At 38.3% G+C, this 21,717-nt stretch carries 18 protein-coding genes; 11 read left to right on the forward strand and 7 right to left on the reverse strand.

Annotation, left to right across the window (positions count from 1 at the left end; all coding sequences use genetic code 11):
* Positions 1–123 precede the first annotated feature (123 nt).
* The 5 genes from DS885_RS05240 to betI form a co-directional block, all read right to left on the reverse strand.
* Complete coding sequence (locus DS885_RS05240; RefSeq protein ID WP_113818349.1) at positions 124–603, reverse strand: MarR family winged helix-turn-helix transcriptional regulator; 480 nt, start codon at positions 601–603, stop codon at positions 124–126.
* Between the two features lie 170 nt (positions 604–773).
* Entirely contained in the window at positions 774–1,991 is a 1,218-nt protein-coding gene (locus DS885_RS05245) for a BCCT family transporter (RefSeq protein ID WP_113818350.1), read from the reverse strand.
* Positions 1,992–2,261: 270 nt separating this feature from the next.
* Positions 2,262–3,950: a choline dehydrogenase gene (gene betA, locus DS885_RS05250; RefSeq protein WP_181817700.1), complete on the reverse strand. Its 1,689-nt coding sequence runs from the start codon at positions 3,948–3,950 to the stop codon at positions 2,262–2,264.
* 8 nt (positions 3,951–3,958) lie between these two features.
* A complete protein-coding gene (gene betB, locus DS885_RS05255) occupies positions 3,959–5,425 on the reverse strand; it encodes a betaine-aldehyde dehydrogenase (protein ID WP_113818352.1) in 1,467 nt (488 codons plus the stop codon).
* Positions 5,413–6,021, reverse strand: coding sequence for a transcriptional regulator BetI (gene betI / locus DS885_RS05260; RefSeq protein ID WP_113818353.1), 609 nt, complete (start codon positions 6,019–6,021; stop codon positions 5,413–5,415). The genes betB and betI overlap by 13 nt, the downstream gene beginning before the upstream one ends.
* 593 nt (positions 6,022–6,614) lie before the next feature.
* Between betI and DS885_RS05265 the strand changes: the two genes are divergently transcribed.
* Positions 6,615–8,207, forward strand: coding sequence for a glycerol-3-phosphate dehydrogenase/oxidase (locus DS885_RS05265; RefSeq protein WP_113818354.1), 1,593 nt, complete (start codon positions 6,615–6,617; stop codon positions 8,205–8,207).
* A gap of 289 nt (positions 8,208–8,496) precedes the next feature.
* On the opposite strand, the gene DS885_RS05270 is transcribed toward DS885_RS05265, so the two are convergent.
* Both DS885_RS05270 and DS885_RS05275 read right to left on the reverse strand, forming a co-directional pair.
* Entirely contained in the window at positions 8,497–9,231 is a 735-nt protein-coding gene (locus DS885_RS05270; protein WP_220149647.1) for a DeoR/GlpR family DNA-binding transcription regulator, read from the reverse strand.
* Positions 9,228–9,941 carry a glycerophosphodiester phosphodiesterase family protein gene (locus DS885_RS05275; RefSeq protein ID WP_113818355.1) on the reverse strand — a complete coding sequence of 238 codons (714 nt, stop codon included), beginning with the start codon at positions 9,939–9,941 and terminating at the stop codon, positions 9,228–9,230. The genes DS885_RS05270 and DS885_RS05275 overlap by 4 nt, the downstream gene beginning before the upstream one ends.
* 305 nt (positions 9,942–10,246) lie before the next feature.
* On the opposite strand from DS885_RS05275, the gene DS885_RS05280 reads away from it, so the two are divergent.
* The 10 genes from DS885_RS05280 to DS885_RS05325 all read left to right on the forward strand — a co-directional run bounded on the left by DS885_RS05280 (position 10,247) and on the right by DS885_RS05325 (position 21,712).
* Positions 10,247–11,266 carry a C4-dicarboxylate TRAP transporter substrate-binding protein gene (locus tag DS885_RS05280; protein WP_113818356.1) on the forward strand — a complete coding sequence of 340 codons (1,020 nt, stop codon included), beginning with the start codon at positions 10,247–10,249 and terminating at the stop codon, positions 11,264–11,266.
* Positions 11,267–11,508: 242 nt separating this feature from the next.
* The gene (locus tag DS885_RS05285) at positions 11,509–11,985 is read left to right on the forward strand and encodes a TRAP transporter small permease (protein ID WP_113818357.1); all 477 of its coding nucleotides are present in this window, start codon (positions 11,509–11,511) and stop codon (positions 11,983–11,985) included.
* Positions 11,986–11,993: 8 nt separating this feature from the next.
* Positions 11,994–13,277: a TRAP transporter large permease gene (locus DS885_RS05290; protein WP_113818358.1), complete on the forward strand. Its 1,284-nt coding sequence runs from the start codon at positions 11,994–11,996 to the stop codon at positions 13,275–13,277.
* Positions 13,278–13,339: 62 nt separating this feature from the next.
* Positions 13,340–14,134, forward strand: coding sequence for an HAD family hydrolase (locus tag DS885_RS05295; RefSeq protein ID WP_113818359.1), 795 nt, complete (start codon positions 13,340–13,342; stop codon positions 14,132–14,134).
* A 52-nt stretch (positions 14,135–14,186) separates the two neighbouring features.
* On the forward strand, positions 14,187–15,263 hold the full coding sequence (glpQ, locus tag DS885_RS05300) for a glycerophosphodiester phosphodiesterase (RefSeq protein ID WP_113818360.1): 1,077 nt from the start codon (positions 14,187–14,189) through the stop codon (positions 15,261–15,263).
* Positions 15,264–15,601: 338 nt separating this feature from the next.
* The gene (locus DS885_RS05305; RefSeq protein WP_113818361.1) at positions 15,602–17,023 is read left to right on the forward strand and encodes an MDR family MFS transporter; all 1,422 of its coding nucleotides are present in this window, start codon (positions 15,602–15,604) and stop codon (positions 17,021–17,023) included.
* Between the two features lie 328 nt (positions 17,024–17,351).
* Positions 17,352–18,701 carry an ABC transporter substrate-binding protein gene (locus DS885_RS05310; protein WP_113818362.1) on the forward strand — a complete coding sequence of 450 codons (1,350 nt, stop codon included), beginning with the start codon at positions 17,352–17,354 and terminating at the stop codon, positions 18,699–18,701.
* A gap of 79 nt (positions 18,702–18,780) precedes the next feature.
* Positions 18,781–19,644, forward strand: coding sequence for a carbohydrate ABC transporter permease (locus DS885_RS05315; RefSeq protein WP_113818363.1), 864 nt, complete (start codon positions 18,781–18,783; stop codon positions 19,642–19,644).
* Positions 19,645–19,649: 5 nt separating this feature from the next.
* Positions 19,650–20,612 carry a carbohydrate ABC transporter permease gene (locus tag DS885_RS05320; RefSeq protein WP_113818364.1) on the forward strand — a complete coding sequence of 321 codons (963 nt, stop codon included), beginning with the start codon at positions 19,650–19,652 and terminating at the stop codon, positions 20,610–20,612.
* A 2-nt stretch (positions 20,613–20,614) separates the two neighbouring features.
* Complete coding sequence (locus DS885_RS05325) at positions 20,615–21,712, forward strand: ABC transporter ATP-binding protein (protein WP_113818365.1); 1,098 nt, start codon at positions 20,615–20,617, stop codon at positions 21,710–21,712.
* Positions 21,713–21,717: the final 5 nt, after the last annotated feature.

The following is a 21,717-nucleotide window of genomic DNA, read 5'->3' on the forward strand; positions in this document are numbered from 1 at the left end:
ATTTAACATAAGTATAGGAATAGAAGGTTATAGAGGTCAGCATTAATGAGTTATTAAATACAATCTTATTATGAGAAAAATATGTAGAAGTCATTACGACCCTACATTTTTTAAATGTAGGGTTTAGGTCTCTGTGTCTTGTATCTTGCCAACTAATAATACTGGTGCAGCATCTAATTCAGTGGCGTCCATCATTGAGGCAATGCGTTCTACAGCAGAAAGCAGTTGGCTTTGCTCCCATTCATCAAGGTTCTTATAACGTTTTATAAAATGTTCTTGTAACGGTTTTGGCGATGAACTCAATACTTTTTTACCCGCTTCACTTAATGATAAGTGGACCTTGCGTTTATCTGTTTTGCTGCGGGTTCTAATAATAAAGCTGCGCTTTTCAAGCCTATCAAGAATGGTAGTTACCGTTGCTGCACTTAACGTTATTTCTTGAGCAATTTGCTTTGCTAGCGGGGCTTCGAGTTGATCAATTTTTTGCATCACTAACAACTGCGGGCCAGTTAAGCCTGATTCTTTATTTAATTGACGTGAGTGTATACTGATAGCCCTGATCACACGGCGTAACGAAATTAATAACTGCTCTTGCTTTTCCATAATACTCACCTCAAATTTTTGCGTAGGATAGCAAAAAAAATCATAGGGCTCATGTTTAAAATCATAAAAAAGCAGAATAACGGAGCTTGTTATTCTGCTTTTTATTGAACAGCTACTATTGAGGATATTAAATGTTAAATTTGTTTAACTTCACCCTATAGTTATTGTTTTTAATCCATTAATTCAATTTTAGTAAAATCGATTTTATTCTCTTTTGGAGAGCGTTCAATATCTGCAACTTTACGTAAATATTTTAATAGAATATAAGCAAAGCAACCTAAGATTAAGCCAATTGCCAATGCACCAACCCATTGAATCTGTAGAAAGTTTAATTTAAATAATAATGTTAAACCACTCAACAAAGCAATATTACCAATGATGTAAGGTATTTTACCAAAACGTTTTACTGTTAAGTTTAGGTTATCCGTATATAAGCGGATTAGCGAATCAAGCGAGTTGACAACAAATGTAATACCAACAATCACCATCGCTAAGTTATAAAAACCTGCTGTCGGGATTGAATTTGCACTGTAGTAATAAAGGACAGTAAACCAAATTGCAATTGGAATTGATGGGAATATCATCATTGCACTAAGTACTTGATAAGTTCTCATTCCACTTACAAAGCGAGAAGTGAACTGACCAATCATAATACTCCAAGCAAACCACCAGAATAGGTAAAATTCATGGTAATCATTTAACGGTAATACAAAGTGATGTAAGTTAGCAAAATAGTCGCCGAGTAATCCAAAGGTCGTGAAGAATTCTCCAACGCTTGAACTTTCAGATAAAAAGGCACCTGCCCACATCATGATGATCAACGCAAAGAATAACCAACTACTACCTAGGCTTAAAATTCTTACATAGCGAATACTGGTACTTGAGTACACTGCTACGGCAATCGCTAAAAAGACGATCAGGTAGAAGCTCCCAACAATAGATTCACCATCACCTATTCCCGGTAAGTACCAAGGTAAGTTAGTTAATAGCAAATAAGCTGTAAAAGCACAGGTACCAATGATAACTATGTTGTTAATCGCTTTGATTAGCGGTATTTCGAAAAATTTGACTCTTGGTTCTATCACGCAAAAATAGAAACAAGTAACAAAATAAAATGCCCAAATTAAGAAGGCCCAAAAACCAAATTCAATTGAAAGAGGGTTGGTAAAGCCATATTCTGGACTAGTAGCTAAATCTGCATATCCAGCAAACTCTGTCAGTGGGAACATAATTAAACCAACATCTAATCCAGAGGTAAAAAGGATTGCGATGAAAGTGAATTTACGCACAGGTGTAACACCTATACATTGCATGTTACCCCAACGGTATAAGATAAATGCAATTGCGGCAAAAACGAATAGAATGCCGGTTGAAAGCCAAAGCGTCATTATTTGGCCTCCCTAAAGAGTGTGTTAATCAACATAGATAATTCCTTATTTTATGTTTTAAAACGCAACGCTATTATTTTTTAAGACAACCTCTGCCCTCAAACCTTAAGTATCGTGATAATGCCGATAAATGGCATGTATGGATGACGATAGTTAAACCCTGAACAAATAACGTAACTAATAGATCATTTGCAGTAATTGCTTAGGCTGACCTTTAACCTCGTTATGTATTAGTAAACATTCACTGTCTACTAATACACAATATTCAATTTATAAATCGATGTGTCGTTTAGGGGATTGTAGTCGCTGTGTATTTTCCCAATCATCAGCGACTTTCACGTTAGCTTTGTTAGGGCTTAGTAGTGTCTTTCCTAAGATGATATCTGCGGCACGTTCTGCAACCATAATGGTTGGTGAATTTAGGTTGCCGTTAGGGATAGTAGGGAAGATAGAAGAGTCAACGACTCGTAGGTTCTCGATGCCATGTACTTTAGTTTCTGAGTTCACAACAGCCATTGCATCTTCACCCATTTTGCAAGAACAAGAAGGGTGGTAAGCACTTTCAACTGAGCTTCGAACAAATTGATCGATCTCTTGGTCGGTTTGTATTGCTGAGCCAGGCTGAATCTCTTCACCTCGGTATTCATCTAATCCAGGTTGATTAATAATCTCTCGGGTTAAACGAACACAAGCTCGAAAGCCTTCGATGTCATCTTGATGTGATAAATAGTTAAATTGTATTTGCGGAGCAACATTCACATCACTTGATACTACTTTGACAGAGCCACGACTTTTAGGCTTGTTATGCCCAACATGTACTTGGAAGCCGTGACCTGCAAAAGCTTCCTTACCGTCATAACGCATTGCAGCCGGTAAGAAATGATATTGAAGATCTGGCCATTCTAAGCTTGCTTTAGAGCGAATGAATCCACATGACTCAAAGTGATTTGTCGCACCTAAGCCTGATTTGTTTAAGATCCAACGCATACCAATTAATAGTTTATTAAGTGGATCAATTTTCCCGTTTAAAGAAATAGGTTTTAAGCACTTAAATTGAAAATAAAACTCTAAATGGTCTTGTAAGTTTTCACCCACACCCGGTAACTCATGACGTAGCTCAATACCAGCAGCTTTTAATATTTCACCTTTACCAATACCAGAAAGTTGTAAAATATGTGGAGAGCCGATAGAGCCTGCGCTGAGTAATACTTCTTTATTACACAGCTGATCGGTTAGTTTACCGTCTACTTCATAACGGACACCGACTGCTTTTTTACCTTCAAGTAATACTTTGTGCACTAATGCATGAGTTACAACGGTTAAGTTACTGCGTTTCATCGCAGGTCTTAAATAAGCATTAGCTGTAGACCAGCGTACACCGTTTTTGACCGTCATATGCATTGGCCCAAAACCTTCTTGCTGTTCAGCGTTGTAATCGGCAGTCGCCAAATAGCCAGCATCAACTCCTGCATCAACAAAAGCTTGATATAATGGGTTTTTCATATTGTTGCCATTATTAGTGGCTAGCGGACCAGAGTCACCACGGTAATCGTTACCGCCAAATGACCAAGTTTCAGCTTTCTTAAAATAAGGTAAACAATGCGCATAATCCCAATCTTTTGCACCGGCTTGTTGCCATTCATCAAAGTCTCGAGCATGGCCACGAACATAAACCATGCCATTAATTGATGATGAACCGCCTAATACCTTACCGCGAGGACAATGCATGCGGCGATTATCTAAATAAGGTTCAGCTTCAGTTTCAAATTGCCAAGCATATTTTTTGGTGTTCATTGGAATTGATAAAGCAGTTGGCATTTGGATAAAAATACTTTTATCACTACCACCTGTTTCTAATAATAATATTTTATTTTTAGGATCTTCAGATAAGCGATTGGCTAGTACACAACCAGCGCTGCCTGCACCAACAATAATGTAATCATACTGATCGTTAGTCATAGTCATCCTTAAAATGGGCTTTCTAGATTTTGCATACCAACATAAACGGCTTTTATTTGGGTATACGCTTTTAAGGTTTCGCTACCATTTTCACGGCCGATACCTGACATTTTGTAACCACCTACAGGCATTTCCGATGGTGATGCACCATAGGCGTTAATCCAACAAATACCTGCTTCAATTTGGTGTATAACACGATGGGCTCTAGTGATGTCTTGAGTGAAGACAGCGGCTGCTAAACCTAGGCGAGTATCATTTGCTCGTTTAATAACATCTTCTTCATCCGTAAAGGTGAGTACTGACATTACAGGGCCAAATATCTCTTCTTTAACGATTGTCATTTGATCCGTACAATCAGTGAAAATCGTAGGAGCAACAAAGAAACCATTTTCGGCACTTTTAGGTTGTAATGCTTTACCGCCAGTTAATAACGTTGCGCCTTCTTTTTTGCCAGTTTCAATATAATCGAGCACTTTTTGTTGATGGTCTTTTGAAATTAACGCGCCAAAATTTGTCTCTGGGTTCATTGGATCGCCACAGATGATATTTTGCTCTGTACGCTCAACTAAACGTTTGATAAAGCGAGGATAAATTTCTTCTTGAACAAATACGCGTGTACCATTAGTGCATATTTCTCCTTGGGTGTAGAAGTTGCCTAACATGGCTGCTGAAACCGCATTTTCAATATCTGCATCATTAAAGATCATTAAAGGTGATTTACCACCTAATTCCATGGTGACTTCTTTTAATGAACTAGCAGCTGCAGCCATTACTTTTTTGCCTGTTCCCACTTCACCGGTGAAAGAAACTTTTGCAATATCTTCATTACCAGTTAACCAAGCGCCAACACGCCCATCGCCTTGTACAACGTTAAAAACACCATCAGGAATGCCGGCTTCAGTAAATATTTCAGCCAAACGCATTGCACCACGCGGTGTTTCTTCAGATGGTTTGAAAATCATTGCATTACCACAAGCTAAAGCGGGAGCGGCTTTCCAACAAGCAATTTGTAATGGATAGTTCCAAGCCCCAATGCCTGCACAAATACCTAATGGCTCACGACGAGTGTAATAAAAGTCATCGCCTACAGTTTGTTGGTTGCCTTCAATGCCCGGTGCTAAACCTGCAAAAAATTCGATTGAGTCTGCACCCGTTACGATGTCAACTTCGATTGCTTCTTGTAGAGGTTTACCCGTATCGATAACTTCAGTAGCAGCGAGGTCATCATTATACTTACGTAATAATTCGACTGCTTTAAGCAGTAATCGGCTACGTTCCATTGCGCTCATTTTCGACCACACAGCAAAACCAGCTTTTGCACTGTCGATAGCTGCTTGTTGTACAAGTTCTGTAGCTGTTTCAACTAAATAGCTTACTTCACCTGTGCCTGGATTAATTACTTCGAATGTTTCGCCTGTGCCATTAGCAATGTATTGCCCGTGAACATAATTTTGATGAACGACTAATGATGACATTTTTTTTCTCCATACTGTGTAATGACAGTATTAATAAAGGCTTTAGATAGGGTCTGAGCTTGTTTAAAGTCGGCTTCAGGGGTTGAGCTCAACGCACTACGTAACCAGAATCCATCAATGATCGCGGCTGTTTGTTTTGCGGCATTAACTGCTTCAACATCTGTAAGTAGTTGTTTAAACGAATAGAGTAGGTTGCTGTATAAGCGTCGGTTATTGATATGTTGTAGTCTAGCCAAGCCAGGGTCATGCATTGCTTGAGACCAGAAGCTCAACCACGTTTTGGTAGCTGCATTGGAGCGCTGTAGTTCGGTAAAGTTAGCTTCAACAATCATGAATAGTCTGTCTTGAGCAGAGAGTGATTTATCAGATATTTTAGCTAACAATACTTGTTTTATTTGATCGATAAGGTATCTGAGAGTAGCTTCAATTAAGCCTTGCTTCCCCCCAAAATAATGGCTGATTATGCCAGATGACATGCCTGCTATTGCACTAATTGTATTAATAGTCGAGTGCTGTAAACCATAGCGTTCTACTGAGATTAATGTTGCCTCAATAAGCTCTTGCTGCCTGACTTCTTTCATCACAGGTCTTGCCATAAATCACTTCCTTTTAATGTTAAATCGTTCAAATAGTTAATTGATTGAACGATCAATTAACTATAATCCTAATGATTAGTGCACTAACTATCAAGGAATAATTTTTAGGTTTGATCAAATAATGAATTGGTTTGTTTGCCTGTTAAGTATTAAATTATTAACAAATTTACCCATGAAGTGTTGCGGTTGGTGGGGTTAAGCTAATGGTTTGTAAATAAAATGTAATAAAATAATGGTAGATTAAATTAGTTTGGCAGGTAACTATTTTCAATGCTTAATGAAGCGCTATAACGATAATAAGATGGTCACTTAATTATTATAAGGAGCCTTTTCCAAGGTCTGATTATCTTGATCGTGGTCAGTATCATGCACCATTTACTGAATATATTTGTATTTAATACAGCCTGTTTATCCATTGAGAGTGTTCGTATCTACATAATCTTATGTTGATTATTTAACTTAACTCTACTTTTTACTCATTTGTGCTCAATATAAGTATTAATTTAATTAATTACAGTGTTAATTAGAAAATATTTATGTTCTAATTTGAACATTAAAGTGCGTTACCGAACATTTTTTTAAAGGATTCCGAAATGAGCCTCAATAGAACGAACAATATTAAACAATTAGCTGAAGAAGAGTTAGATGTCCTTATTTTAGGGGGTGGTATCAATGGTGCCGTTGCCGCTGCATCTTTGGCGGCTAAAGGCGTTAAAGTTGGTCTAATCGATAAAGGAGATTTTGCAGGAGCAACTAGCTCTAATTCTTCAAATCTCGCATGGGGCGGTATTAAGTATTTAGAAAGTCATGAGTATCGTTTAGTTAATAAGCTTTGTAAGAGCCGTAATAACTTAATGAAGCATTACCCATCATCAGTGACTGAAGTTCGTTTTTTAACAACGATTCAAAAAGGTTTCCGTTTTCCTGTATGGTTTGTATTTATGGGCACGCTTGCTTATTGGTTATTCGGCCGTTTATTCACTATGGCTCCTAAGTACTTGACGCGTAATACGATTAAACAACTTGAGCCAAGTATTAAGGTTACTGGTGCGCAAGCGGGTTTCGAATACTCAGATGCTTTCTTAAAAGATAATGATTCGCGCTTTGTATTTAACTTTATTACAGCCGCTGCAAAGCAGTCTGCTATCGTTGCAAATTATGTAGAGTCGGTTAACGCGGTGCGTGAAAATAACCAATGGGTAATTCAGGCAAAAGATAAAACCAACGATCAAGCATTTACAATTAAAGCCAAAACGCTAATAAATGCTTGTGGTCCATTAGTTGACCAAGTTAATAAAGGCACTAAACAGAAAACATCGCATCATCACTTATTCTCTAAAGGGGTGCACTTAACAGTTGATCGTATTTCGAAAGAGCATCGCGTGTTAGCCTTTTTTGCAAGTGATGGACGTTTATTCTTTGTGTTACCAATGGGTTCTAAAACCTGTATTGGTACAACGGATAACCAAGTTGAAAGCCATCAAACCTCAGTGACAGATGAAGATCGCAAATTCATTCTTGATAATGCGAATAATTTATTAGATTTAGATAAGCCATTAACTAAAGATGACATTATTGCTGAACGATGTGGAGTCCGACCATTAGCTATTGAAGCTGAAGAAGGGGTTGCTGATTGGGTTGCATTATCTCGTAAACATGCGATTGATGTTAATAAGGCAGATAAACACATCAGTATTTTCGGTGGTAAGTTGACTGATTGTATCAATGTTGGTGATGAAGTTGCTGATATTGTAGAAGATTTAGATATTCCAATGAATAGGTCTAATGCGCTTTGGTATGGTGAGCCTGCTGATCAAGTTAAGGCTAAGTTCATGACTGCGATGCAAGAGGTGGACAAGTTAACACCTAAAGGCGCTTTGGAACCTTTATCAAGTCGTTTTTGGCGCCGTTATGGAGAGGATGCATTTACTTTATTGAAAGCGATTAAAGAGAACCCAGCTAAAGCAGAGCTTGCATTAGAGCATACGGAGTTTACGTGGGCTGAAATTGATTGGGTTGCTGAGAATGAAATGATTGTTAACCTTGAGGATTTACTGCGTCGACGTTCAAAAGCAACACTAGTGATTCGCAAAGAGCTATTAGACAATGCTGAAGGGTTAGAAGCGGTAAGTAAGCGTTTATTTGGTGATGATGCACAACAAAAAATCGATGAATTCCGAACTTAAGCTTATTTTATTCATATTATAGTTAACCTCAACTCTGCATAAGAAACGCCGCTTATTGATGATTTTTATGTTAACAAGCGGTGTTTAGTTAGGCCATAATGTTTGTATTGCTTAGCGCATGTTCGTTTGATTATAGTATCAATCATAATATTCAAATTAACATCACTAATGCTATTGATAGCAATACGATACCTTGCTGAGACCTATTCAATAAAGACTGCGTGTTTTTAGTCCCATTTGCCCTACATCTTTAATCTCTATCTTATGTTTAGCCTTTCATCAGAAAAGTTTATTTCACCGATATCAGTGGAAGTTCTGATGGGAGGTTAGTGTAGTTACTATAAATCTGATCAAATTGAGATAATGCAGCGACTTTCACTGAAGCGGAGATTGCCCATTTAGTTGCATCGGCGACCAACCATGTTTGTCGTGAGTTGTTTACAATACACTTTGATATTTCTGCCTCAGCAGTTTCATGCTCCATTGCACAATGACTATTGGTAATCCCTGCGCAGCCTAATATGCCAATATCTGCTTCAAAGTTATTGAAGAACTCTGTGACATTATTACCAACAACATCTTGTTGTTGCGATCTAAATAATCCACCTGCGATATAAACTTCAATATCTGGATTCATTTCTAGTATACGAACGACCTGAAGATTGTTAGTGATCACTCTGTGTTTGGTTTTTAAATAATAGGCAATACGTGTCACTGTGGTGCCTATCCCCATAATAATGGTCGAGCCATCAGGGATCGAATTAGCAACTTTTTGGGCTATTTTATCTTTTGCATCAAACTGTATATCACTACGATATTGATAACTGCTATTGCTCAATTGTACTGGTAGGCCAACGCCACCATGAATACGTCGAGCATAACCCGCTTTACAAAGTTGATTTACGTCTCGACGAATTGTTTGCGTTGTCACTTGAAAGTGTTCAGACATCGCATCTATCTGAACATCTTCTCTTTGACGTAAGCGTAATAGAATATTTTGCTGACGAGCATTAAGTTTTATCATGCTTTAACAAATACATCTGGTTTATCAGTAATAATCATTTCTACACCCCAAGATCTAAATTTATCGGCTTGTGTCACATCGTTCAGTGTCCAAATGATCAGTTTAAGCCCGCTATCAGTGACTTTTTTGGCCATAGTTTCTTCTAATATTTTATGGTCAATATGCACACTATATAAGTTTAAAGGCTTCAGCTTTTCTAATTTAATCAATGGATTTTTATCAGTAATATAACCTAAGCGAATACTCGGCATGACTCGATGACAGTGTGCTAATGCCAATTCAGAAAAGCTAGATATGATGAGCTTTTCATTGGGAAAATTTACTTTAGCTAATACTTTTGAAACTGCATCTACAAGCGGTTCAGCTTGCTCAGAATGATGAACCTTAATCTCAAGATTCATATTCAAATCATTTTCCATGAAGAATAATAAAGTCTGCTCTAGCGATATAATCTGTTCACCGATAAATACTGCCGAAAACCAGCTTCCGGTATCTAATGCTTGTAATTGACTGAATGTAAAATCAGCGACTAAGCCTTCACCGTTTGTACAACGATCAACGGTTTCATCATGGAAGATGACTGGGATTTTATCTGCGCTAAGTTGTGTGTCTAACTCAATCCATTTTGCACCTGATTGCAGTGCTTTTTTAAACGCTGATAATGTATTTTCTGGTGCCAATGACGCTGCACCGCGATGACCTGCGATCATAAATTTACCTAGTTATGTTCATTTGAACTTTTATGGTGTTGTTAATGATAATGTATTTTAGAAAATATAAAAGACTTAAAATATAGCAGGTTGTCATATTAACTTAACAGTTAATTGGTATTTATAGGTGCTGGTCTACATTTTTGTAACCTACTATTTGCACAATAGATATTTTCATATGACTATTTGGGTGTTCATATGAATAATTTGATGGGGTGAGAAGCACATACAAGTTATCTCACTCTTTTTGTTTTAATAAACGAATTGATTTATTAAAGCTAACTTTACAAACAAAGGTACTATTTATGATAAAGGTAATCGGAACCGTATTAACTGCTGTTGCATTGCTGGTTGGTTGTGGCGAAAAACCTGCTGAAACAACAAAAGGTGCTAAAACAGTTGAGCCAATTGATATCAACATGAGTTTGGTATTTACTCAAAACGAATTATTGACTAAAGAGCTAATCAAAGCGACGGATAAAATTCGAGAGCGTACTAATGGAGGTGTAAACATCAAAGTTTATCCTGGTGGGCAATTACCAGTTTATAAAGATAACCTTGAGCAAGTTGTTAATGGTGCCGATTGGATTGCGGTTGAAGATTTAAGTTACCTTGGAGATTATGTTCCTGACTTTGCTGCGTTAGCTGGTCCAATGTTATATAACTCTTACGACGAATACCTAGCCATGATGGATACTCAATTAGTCGCTGACTTAACTGCTGAAGTCGAAGAGAAAGGCATTAAAGTGTTAAATGCTGATTACATGTTTGGTTTCCGTCATATGATCACCAATAAAGAAATTAAAAACTCTGCGGATATGGCTGGCATGCGTATTCGTGTTCCTGGTAGCCAATTATTTATTAGTACATTAGCGTCGATGGGGGCTGCGCCAGCATCATTACCTTTTCCTGAAACCTATGCTGGTGTTCAACAAGGTGTGGTTGATGGTCTTGAAGGTTCAATTTTGACTATGTACTCAACTAAAATGTATGAAGTGGCTAAAAACATGTCATTAACCAAACACTTTTTAGGGACTGTAGGTCTTTATATCTCACCTAAAGTTTGGGATAAATTCACACCTGAGCAACAGCAAATCATTAATGAAGAGCTAGCGGCTGGTGCTGTGTCGAATACCACTGAGTTAGTTAAGTTAGATGCTGAATACACTCAAAAACTACAAGATTTAGACGTTAAATTTAACGAAGTTGATAGCGCTGAATTTAGTAAATTAACAGCTGATGTTTACAATCAATTCCCTGCTTGGAGTGATGACATCCGAAGCCGAATTGGTGCAGAGCTTGAAAAAATCCGTGCTGCTGAGTAAGTGATCAGTTTTAAAAGTACTATCAGATAACTGCTTTATTGGGTTTTCAATAAGGCAGTTATTTTTTACGTTATGAAATGTCATTCATACCATTATCGATTACTTCCATCGTTTTTAAATAGTCTATTTTGAAGGTTTAAAATGACGATGTTACTACGTTTATAGTGAAGTAAGTGTGAATGATTAATAACAAATTTTACTTAACAATCATTATTTCAATGAGTTAATAAGTAGGAGAAGTCATGGGCTTCTTAGTTAAAAATTTTGAAGAGATATTCGCGTCCATTGCCATATCCATTACCATTTTGATGGTGATTATTAATGTATTTCTTCGTTATGGATTTGGTTTTGTTGTGCCATGGAGCGAAGAGCTAGCGGTTATCTGTTTTATTTGGTCAGTCTACTTTGGTATTAGCTCGTGTTACAAACATAAGTTACACATGGGGGTTGATGTTGTTATTGCATTATTACCTGAAAGAGCAAAGGTCCCATTTAATCTGTTGGTTTTATCATTTTTATTAGTCATTAATGTGATTCTTGCTTATTTAAGTTACGACTACATGATGTTATCTAATAAAGTTTCTCCTGTGATGGGGATGTCTTATTTTACCATTAACGGTGTGTTGTTTTTGTGCTTTTCTTTAATGACGATTCATACCATCAACTTCATTCGAAGTGATTTAAAACAGCTATTTAAAAAGCAACCCAATACTCTATAGGTGACACAGTGGAAATCTATCTTCCCATTATTATTTTGTTCGTTTTATTCTTATTAAACGTACCTATCGCATTTTCATTGATCGCCTCTTCGTTGGTTTATTTTTTATTTATCAATACCTCGATTCCAGTCAGCTTAGTGATGCAACGCTTTATTTCATCTGCTTCATCCTTCCCGTTATTGGCGATTCCCTTTTTTATAATGGTGGGATCAGTGATGAATTATTCTGGAATAAGCCGTAGTTTGCTGTCATTTGCAGATTCAATCATTGGCCATAAAACCGGTGGCCTTGCACATGTGAACGTTGCGTTAAGTACGCTGATGGGCGGAATTTCTGGGTCTGCTAATGCAGACGCAGCAATGCAATCTAAAATACTTGCGCCTGAAATGACCAAACGAGGTTATGACTTGCCGTTTACTGCTGCAATAACTGCGGCATCATCGAGCATTAGTCCAGTGATCCCACCGGGGATTAATCTTATTATTTACGCGTTATTAGCGAATGTATCAGTGCATCAAATGTTTATTGCGGGCTATGTGCCTGCATTTATGATGGCACTATCTTTGATGGTGACTATTGCGATCATTGCTAGGCGACGTAACTATGCGCCTTCAAGGTCGCAAGCTGCATCAGCTAAAGAGCGCCTACATCATTTAGGCAAAGCCATTCCTGCTTTATTAATTCCATTTGGCATTATTCTAGGTATGCGTTTTGGTTTATTTACGCCAACAGAGGCAGGGGCTATTGCTGTTTTATTGTGTGCCATTATTGGGTTATTTGTTTACCGTGAATTAAAGCTTAGCCATTTCCCGGTGATCTTCAAAGAGACCATTCAAGGTACGAGCAGTGTATTGTTTATTATCATCGGTGCGATGATCTTTGGCTATTACATGACATTAGAGCAAATTCCGCAGAATGTCGCTTCAGCTTTAATTTTAGTGACTGATAACAAGTTAGTTCTATTAATGCTGATTAACTTATTGTTATTGATTGTGGGTATGTTCATTGAGGGTGGAGCGGCAATGATCATCTTAACGCCATTATTATTACCTGCAGTGCTGAACCTTGGGGTTAACCCTGTTCACTTCGGCATTATCGTGATTGTTAATATTATGATTGGTGGTGTAACACCTCCATTTGGTTCGATGATGTTTACCGTTTGTTCAATACTTAAAGTAAAGCTGGTGGATTTTGTGCGTGAAGTGTTGCCTCTTTTATTGGCATTATTAGCTGTATTAATGCTGTTAACCTACTCAGAAGGCTTAGTGATGTTTTTGCCTAATTTACTATAAGTTGAGCGTCTGTTTAATCATTAAATATAAGCTGATAAGCCCCATAGATATTAAGAGATATGATGAAACTACCAAAAAATACATTAACGAATGAATGGAAAGATGTGCAATGGGTGCTGACTGATGTTGACGATACGTTAACTTGGGAGGGACAGTTACCACCAGAAACATTAATCGCTTTGTCTGCTTTACAACAAGCGGGTTTGAAAGTCGTTGCTGTGACTGGAGCATGCGCAGGCTGGTGTGATCACATTGCTCAGCTTTGGCCTGTCGATGCGGTAATTGGGGAGAATGGTGCTTTTATTATGGAAAAGAAAAGTGGATTTTTAACTCTTACCTCAGGTGAATCAATGCCCACTATTATTAAAAAGCAATCAGTATTAAAACAGCAAATCATGGACATTTTAGCTGATTATCCCGATTTAGAATTAACATTAGATCAGTCGTACCGTCTATGTGAAGTTGCCATTGATATTGGGCAGAATCGAACTCCTGTCTCTCCTGATGTTATTGCCGAAGTGATCTCGAAAATCAAGACTTTAGGTGCGAATGCCACAGCAAGTTCCATTCATATCAATAGTTGGTATGGAGATCATTCTAAAAAAGCTACCTCATTTAGTTTTTTGCAAGAAAAGGGTTTGTCTCAAGCACAGATCATAAAAACAGCCTGTTATATCGGTGACTCATTAAATGATGAGCTTATGTTTGCTAACTTACCTAAAAGTGTTGGTGTCGCTAACATTAAAAATTACTGGAGCAAGCTTAAGCATCACCCGCAAGTTGTCATGTCTGAATCGGGGGGGTATGGCTTTGCGGAGTTTTCTAAACTTTTATTAGCTGTAAAAGCAACTAATTGAACGTAATACGGGCTTATTTTTTAGTATTTTTAATACAAGGAGCAACAACATCATGATTCAATTACCAAACTTAAAAAAATGGTTAGTAACGGCTTTAATTGCAATACCCTTAGCTAACAGTGCATACGCAGAAAAAATAGTCGTCGCTCACCGAGGTGCAAGTGGTTATTTGCCTGAGCATTCCATGTCAGCTAAGTCAATGGCTTACGCTATGGGAGCAGATTATATTGAGCAAGACGTTGTTATGACGAAAGATAATGCGCTGGTGGTATTACATGACCATTATTTAGATCGTGTCACTAATGTTGCTGATATTTTTCCAAATCGTAAGCGTGAAGGTGGGCGCTACTATGCGATCGACTTTACTTTAGCAGAAATTAAACAATTGGATATGACTGAAGCTTTTACTATTAAAGAAGGTAAGAAAACAGCTATTTATCCAAAACGTTTCCCGCTTTGGCAGTCGCATTTCAAAGTACACACCCTACAAGATGAAATTGAACTGATTCAAGGGCTCAACACTAGTACTGGCCATGATGTAGGTATCTATGTTGAAGTTAAAGCTCCTTGGTTTCATCGTCACGAAGGAAAGGACATCAGTAGTGCCGTGTTAGATGTATTTAAGCAATATGGCTACACTAAAAAAGCTGATCTAGCTTACTTACAGTCTTTTGATGTTAATGAACTCAAGCGTATTAAAGACGATTTATTACCTGAACGAAATATGGATATTAAGCTTATTCAGTTAATGGCGGAAACAAGTTGGGGTGAAACCAAAGAGTATATTGATGGTAAATCCGTAGACTATAACTACGATTGGATGTACCAACCTGGTGCGATGAAACAGATTGCCGAATATGCTGATGGAGTAGGGCCTTGGTACCCAATGGTCGTTTCTCCTGATTCAAAACAAGGCGATTTAATCTTTACTTCTTTAGTGGAAAATGCACATCAAGCAGGCATGAAAGTACATCCTTATACCTTTAGAATCGATGAAGGTCATGTACCTGGATACGCAAAGGATTTTGAAGACTTCTTAAATATCTTTTTCTATAAAGCGGATGTAGATGGGGTATTCACTGATTTCCCGGATCGTGCTGTTAATTTTTTAAAGGAATCTAAAGGTTAACTTCTCCTTATTAAACTAGCAGTGCTCTGTAGAGTATTGCTAGTTTTATTTATTTTATAAGTAAAGAGCCGTAATACTGAATAAGAAAAGCGAGCTCACACCGCGATTTTACAATAGTATAATCTAATAAATAATTTAACTATCTGATTTTAGTTAACGTCTCGCTTCCGTTAATCAGAATTAAGGTTAAATATATTCAATCTATCAAATCAACTGATTATATTAGAAATAAATAGGTTGATGTGTTGTGATATTCTGCCATCATTTGCTTATTATTTTTATCAACAATGAGTGATCGCCATGTTGTTCTTATCTCAACCTTATTCATTAGTTAACCTATGAGCACAGCACTTACCCGCCAGGCTTTTCTAATCTTCTTTTCCGCGGTATTTCTACCGATGTTTTTGGCGGCTGTTGATCAAACCATTTTAGCAACAGCGACACCCAGTATTGTTGCTGACCTTGGTCAGTTGCATTTATCTTCATGGATTGCCATTGGTTATTTATTAGCAACGGTAGCTACTGTGCCTATTTATGGCTGGTTAGGTGACCGTTACGGTCGTCGTAATGTATTAGTTTGGGCATTGGGGATTTTTTGTATTGGCTCAGTGGTTGGCGCAGTAGCTTCTGATATGACTGAATTAATCATGGGACGAGTTATCCAAGGTTTGGGTGGCGGTGGTTTAATGAGCCTATCACAAGCGTTGATTGCAGAGTTGATTCCACCAAGGCAACGTGCCAAATATCAAGGTTACTTTGCCTCTATGTTTGCCTGTGCCAGCATTGGTGGGCCAGTGATTGGTGGGTTAGTGGTAACTCATTATACTTGGCATTGGTTATTTTGGGCCAATATCCCATTAGCGATGATCGCTGCTTGGCGTTTACTTCGCCTTACCCCTAAACCTATTTTAGAACACAGAAATAAACCCATTGATTGGGTTGGCTTATTGGTTTTTCCTTTGTTATGCACCGTCTTTTTATATTGGGCATCAGTGGGCGGACAAGACTTCCAATGGTTGTCTTTGACCAGTTTAGTGTATTGGGTTGTTTTCGTGGCCTTGGGGGGGATTTTTTACCGCAACCAATGTCGTCATTCTACGCCTTTTTTACCTAACCATTTGCTGGTGGATAGGGCTATCTATATCCCGTTATTAACTTCATTATTGTTTGCTGCTTGTATGTTTGCATTAATCTTCTTCTTGCCTATTTATTTACAATTAGGATTAAAAACCAATGCGGCAACCTCGGGTTTATTATTATTACCTTTAACAGGTGGTCAAATCTTCGGGGCATTATGTAGTGGTCGCATTATGTCTAAAACAGGTGTGCCTAAATGGATACCTGTCATTGGTATGTCATTGTCTGCATCAGGCTTTATTGCGCTAGGGAGCTTGCCTCCAGAGCCAGTATTAATCGGTTTTTTGGGTATGCTTTGTGGTATTGGTTTCGGCACTGTGATGCCAACTACACAGTTAGTGATTCAGACTGTCGCAGGCAAAAGTAATGTCGGTACTGTGACTGCATTAGCTTCATTGAGTCGTAATTTAGGTGCTGCAACAGGCACTGCGTTGTTTGGCGTGTTGCTTTATGCCTTATTACCAGGGTTTGATCATAATACCAGTATCGAAGCGTTACGAAGTGGTTCTCATGAGCCGGTTGTTAATGCCTTCCAAACCAGCTTCTATGTTGCAGCTGTCGTTGCTGTGCTAGCCGCTTTGAATGCCGCGAGGGCCCCACTTATTACACTTAGTAATGATTAATATTGTTATCTCTTCATATGAAAAGTACTTATCCACTGAAGTAATACTTCCCTCGTTAGTTCATCGCTTAGCGTTAGCTTAATAAGCGATAAACTTGTCTCCTCATGTTAAATAGCAGTCTGTTTTTGGTTGAATAGTGACCGATGGCTCAATGATCAAAACCGGTTTTGATCATTTCCGATAACGAGACTTAGCTCAAACAATAACCAATAACATTTAAGGTAGACTGAATTAAATAAATAAAATTACTCAAATAAAGGTGATTTTATGAGTTAACTCCGACGAGATTAAACAGCCTATAACGCTATTATCAAATGAGGAAATAACAATGAAAATCAGTAAATTAAGCCTTGGACTTGCAGCGGCAAGTTTACCCTTTTCTAGTTTAGTCAATGCAACAACCGTTGAATATTGGACCACACAAACTCAATCAGACCGCCTTCAAACCATTGAAATTATGGCAGATGTCTTTGAGGCATTAAATCCTGGTATTGATGTGAAAGTGATTGCAGTTGATGAAAACGATATGCCTAAACAAATTGCGGCAGCAGCAGCGGCTAATACTTTACCGGATATGATTGAAGTAGGTTCTGATTTATCTTTAGCGTTTGCTGAAGAGGGTATTGTTGATGCAGATTCGAGCACTGAGTTAATTCAAACCATAGGCAAAGATCGTTTCTACTCGGGGGCGCTGAAATTAGTAGAAAGTGCAGCGTTGAATGAATATGTTTCTGTCCCTTACAGTGGTTGGGTGCAGGGGATCTGGTATCGTGCCGATTGGTTCAAAGAAGCTGGGCTTGCTCCCCCAATCACCTGGGAAGCGATTGAAGCGGCAGCCAAATACTTTTATAAACCCAGTGATAACCAATACGGTATTTTAATTGGTACCAAGGCAGATAATTATGCAGAGCAATGTTATACACAATTTGCTTTATCTAATGCTGCTGGTCAGTTTAATAAAGATGGTGAGCTTATTTTTAACTCTGCAGCGCAAAAACAGGTTTTAGATTTTTATACCGAGTTAGCACAATACAACCCACCTGGCCCGCAAAGCTGGCGCGCACGTGATTATTACCTGCAAGGTAAGTTAGCGATGTTCTTTTACTCTTCTTATATTTTAGATGATATTGCCTTAGCGGAAGCTGCTGCGAGCTCCTTGAGTTCAGATAACTTTAAAGATTTAAAAGGCGCTGCTTTTGATCCTGACTTAGCAAAAAATACCCGTTTAGCGACTACCATTACTAATACGTCGCCTTCTTCATTCGGTACCTTAGTTGGCTTTACCATGATGAAAAATGATAACCAGGAAGAGGTCAAAGCGACTAAAGCCTTTATTCAATATATGAATGAAAAAGACCAAGTAGTTGCTTACTCGCATATGGCAGTGGGAGGGCACTTGCCTATGCTGCGTGATATTGCTGAAACAGATGAATTCCTTGATGATCCTAAAGGTATTTTTGCGCAATACGGTAAAGAGTCGATCAAAGAGATTGTGGCTGGTTTTGACAGTATTAAAAACTTCTCTGTTGTCGAGGGTAAAACCTTTCCAAAATCCGGTGAAATCTTTGCAAAACAGATCATTCCTCGCATGATTTATCGTGCCGCAATTGAAAAAGAACCAACACAAACCGCCTTAGATTGGGCTGAAAAACAGATGCAAACGGTGATCGCAGAATAACTGTAGGTATTTTTTATTAAACCGTGTGGTGACTGTTTACTGTCATCGCACGTTATGTGAATGCCTGTAAGGAGAGATGATGACACCATTAGAGCGCGCTGAAGCTAGGTTTGGGTGGAAGTTAGTTGCACCAACCATTGCGATTTTAGGCTTACTCATTTTATATCCATTAATGTACAACGTGTATTTGAGTTTTTTCGATGTGCAATTAAACGGCTCTAAAACCTTTGTTGGTATTGAAAACTATATCAAGCTGTTATCTAACAGTGATTACTATAGTGCTATTGCCACCACTAGTTTGTATCTATTGGGGACTGTCGTCGGCACCACGTTACTTGGATTAGCGATGGCATTATTGCTACGTGATCCTTTTATGGGCAGAGGCTTAGTGAATGCGGCGATTATGTTGCCCTATGTTGCCCCTGTTATTTCGGTGGTATTTGGTTGGCAGTTTTTATTTGATCCTATTTCTGGGGTGGTGAATTACCTATTTGTTGATTTGCTAGGTTTGTGGAGTGAGCGTAGTAATTTAATTGGCGATCCTGATTCCGCGTTGTGGGTGGTGGTGCTATTTGATATTTGGAAACATGCACCGATTGCTTATTTGCTTATCTTATCTAAGTTGGTGTCTATTTCTCGAGATCAATATGAAGCAGCAGCCATTGATGGTTATGGCCCAATAGGACGATTTTTTCATGTCACCTTACCCGAGCTTTATTTTGTGTTAGCCACGGTAGTGTTGTTACGCTTAATTTGGAATTTAAATCGTTTTGAAGATGTTTATCTATTGGCTCCGAATGTAGAAACATTACCAATCTTTACTTACTACCAAGCGTTTACTGGTGTTATTGATCAAGGGTTAGCCGCAGCCACCTCTGTTATTCAATTAGGTGTATTGTCGATTTTTATCTGGTTCTATATTAAAAAAATCATGAAGTGGTAACGATTATGTTAGGAAAAAAAAACATAAAAGGACGTATCGGATTTGCGATTGCTATTTTACTGTTAGTGAGCTTTAGCTTATTACCCTTTGCGCAAATTCTATCAACGTCATTAAAGCACCAATATGATTGGGGGAATCCTTCATTGATTCCACAAAGTATTAATTTAGATGCTTATAAAGAGTTATTAGGGTTAACCGAAGCAGAGAAAGTAGAAATACCTGCGGCGATACAAAAAATACTCAACAACCCTAAGTTGTCAGCAGAGAAAAAGCAGGCAATCGCCGCTAAATATACGGCTAACGACAATCTATTTCCCTTTGGTAAATATATGTTAAACAGCGTGATATTTTCCGTGGGTGCAGCAAGCTTTTCGCTAGTTTTTTCAGTGATGGGCGCTTATTCGATCAGTCGTTTACGCTTTAAAGGACAGGTGGTGATACAACGATCTGTGTTATTTGTGTATATGGTCGGTGGCGTGTTGTTAATGGTGCCTCTCTATCAAATGGCGATGAATGTTGGGTTAGCATCTTCTTTATGGGGAAGCGCTTTTTGTTTGTTCCTTATTTATATTGTACAAACACTGCCTGTGGGTATGTATATGTTGGGTAACTATTTCCGTGGTATCCCATTTGCACTTGAAGAGGCGGCAATGATGGATGGCTGTTCTCGTAAAGAAGCGATTATTAAGGTGGTGTTACCTTTATCACTTCCTATGTTAGCCACGGTATTTATTTATTGTTTTATTATTGGTTGGAATGAGTATTTATTTGCGTCGGTATTTTTAAAGCAATATCCAGAATTTCATACTTTACCATTAGCACTTCAAGAGTTATTTGTTTCAAAAAATGCAATCTGGGATCGTATTATGGCGGCCTCTATGCTGACCCTTGCCCCGATTGTTATTTGTTTCCTATTAGCATCTCGCTTTATGAAAGGCGGTAAAACAGACGGTGGGGTTAAAGAATAATTATGGCTGCGATTAAATTAAAAAATATTGTCAAAAGCTTCGGTGACACAGCCGTGGTGAAAGGGATTGATTTAAGTATTGAGGATGGTGAGTTTGTGGTCCTAGTGGGGCCATCTGGTTGTGGAAAATCAACGACCTTGAGGATGATTGCAGGTTTAGAGCAAGCCACTTCAGGGGACATTGTGATTGGTGAGCGAGTAGTGAATGATATTGAACCGCAACACCGTAATATTGCTATGGTGTTTCAAAACTACGCTTTATATCCGCATAAATCAGTGAGAGAGAATATTATCTTTGCCCTGCGTCGATTAAAGGTTGATAACGCGGATATTGAACGACGTTTAGCTGAAGTCTCTGAAATGTTGCAACTAGAAGAGTTATTAGATCGCAAACCTGCTGATTTATCTGGTGGGCAGCGTCAACGCGTTGCCATGGGACGGGCGATCATCCGTGAAGCGGATCTGTTCCTGTTTGACGAACCTTTATCAAACTTGGACTCCAAACTTCGTAGTCATATGCGCACAGAAATAGGCAAAATCCATAATAAATTCGGGCGAACTAGTGTTTATGTCACCCATGATCAAGTGGAGGCGATGACTTTAGCTGATAAGGTGGTGGTATTGCATGATGGTTATATCGCTCAAGCCGGCACACCAATGGAGGTGTATTTAAATCCTGCTAATGTATTTGTTGCGCAGTTTATTGGGTCTCCTTCCATGAATATTATTGAGGGCACCTTGTTTAACGATTATTTGCTGGTGGACAATTACCGTTTACCTAGAAAGCAGTTGTCTAATGTTGCTTTGCAAACAGTGATTGATCAGCAAGGGATACCGGTGAAAGTAGGTATTCGACCTGATTTCTTTAACGATAGTCGGTTATTTCCAGAGACCGACAACACCTTTAACTTTACTGGGCTGCAAATAGATTTAATAGAGCCGATGGGTTTTGATAAGGAGGTTTTGTTTAATTTAGCGGGTGAGGCGGTAAAAGCTAGATTGGATTTACGCTCTGAGTTGCAACGAGACCAGCAGATCGATTTAGTTGTAGAACTGTCACGGGTGTTGCTGTTTGATAGTGAAACTGATCAGCGCTTATAAGTGAG

This window comes from Psychromonas sp. B3M02, assembly GCF_003318165.1.
Classification (GTDB): domain Bacteria; phylum Pseudomonadota; class Gammaproteobacteria; order Enterobacterales; family Psychromonadaceae; genus Psychromonas.

Excerpts from the sequence above, each read along its gene's own strand:
- DS885_RS05310 (WP_113818362.1), top strand. The coding sequence starts at position 17,352 with ATGAAAATCAGTAAATTAAGCCTTGGACTTGCAGCGGCAAGTTTACCC.
- DS885_RS05280 (WP_113818356.1), top strand. The coding sequence starts at position 10,247 with ATGATAAAGGTAATCGGAACCGTATTAACTGCTGTTGCATTGCTGGTT.
- DS885_RS05275 (WP_113818355.1), bottom strand. The coding sequence starts at position 9,941 with ATGATCGCAGGTCATCGCGGTGCAGCGTCATTGGCACCAGAAAATACA.
- DS885_RS05265 (WP_113818354.1), top strand. The coding sequence starts at position 6,615 with ATGAGCCTCAATAGAACGAACAATATTAAACAATTAGCTGAAGAAGAG.
- DS885_RS05305 (WP_113818361.1), top strand. The coding sequence starts at position 15,602 with ATGAGCACAGCACTTACCCGCCAGGCTTTTCTAATCTTCTTTTCCGCG.
- DS885_RS05320 (WP_113818364.1), top strand. The coding sequence starts at position 19,650 with ATGTTAGGAAAAAAAAACATAAAAGGACGTATCGGATTTGCGATTGCT.
- betI (WP_113818353.1), bottom strand. The coding sequence starts at position 6,021 with ATGGCAAGACCTGTGATGAAAGAAGTCAGGCAGCAAGAGCTTATTGAG.
- DS885_RS05315 (WP_113818363.1), top strand. The coding sequence starts at position 18,781 with ATGACACCATTAGAGCGCGCTGAAGCTAGGTTTGGGTGGAAGTTAGTT.
- betB (WP_113818352.1), bottom strand. The coding sequence starts at position 5,425 with ATGTCATCATTAGTCGTTCATCAAAATTATGTTCACGGGCAATACATT.
- glpQ (WP_113818360.1), top strand. The coding sequence starts at position 14,187 with ATGATTCAATTACCAAACTTAAAAAAATGGTTAGTAACGGCTTTAATT.
- DS885_RS05295 (WP_113818359.1), top strand. The coding sequence starts at position 13,340 with ATGAAACTACCAAAAAATACATTAACGAATGAATGGAAAGATGTGCAA.
- DS885_RS05245 (WP_113818350.1), bottom strand. The coding sequence starts at position 1,991 with ATGACGCTTTGGCTTTCAACCGGCATTCTATTCGTTTTTGCCGCAATT.
- DS885_RS05270 (WP_220149647.1), bottom strand. The coding sequence starts at position 9,231 with ATGATAAAACTTAATGCTCGTCAGCAAAATATTCTATTACGCTTACGT.
- DS885_RS05285 (WP_113818357.1), top strand. The coding sequence starts at position 11,509 with ATGGGCTTCTTAGTTAAAAATTTTGAAGAGATATTCGCGTCCATTGCC.
- betA (WP_181817700.1), bottom strand. The coding sequence starts at position 3,950 with ATGACTAACGATCAGTATGATTACATTATTGTTGGTGCAGGCAGCGCT.
- DS885_RS05240 (WP_113818349.1), bottom strand. The coding sequence starts at position 603 with ATGGAAAAGCAAGAGCAGTTATTAATTTCGTTACGCCGTGTGATCAGG.
- DS885_RS05325 (WP_113818365.1), top strand. The coding sequence starts at position 20,615 with ATGGCTGCGATTAAATTAAAAAATATTGTCAAAAGCTTCGGTGACACA.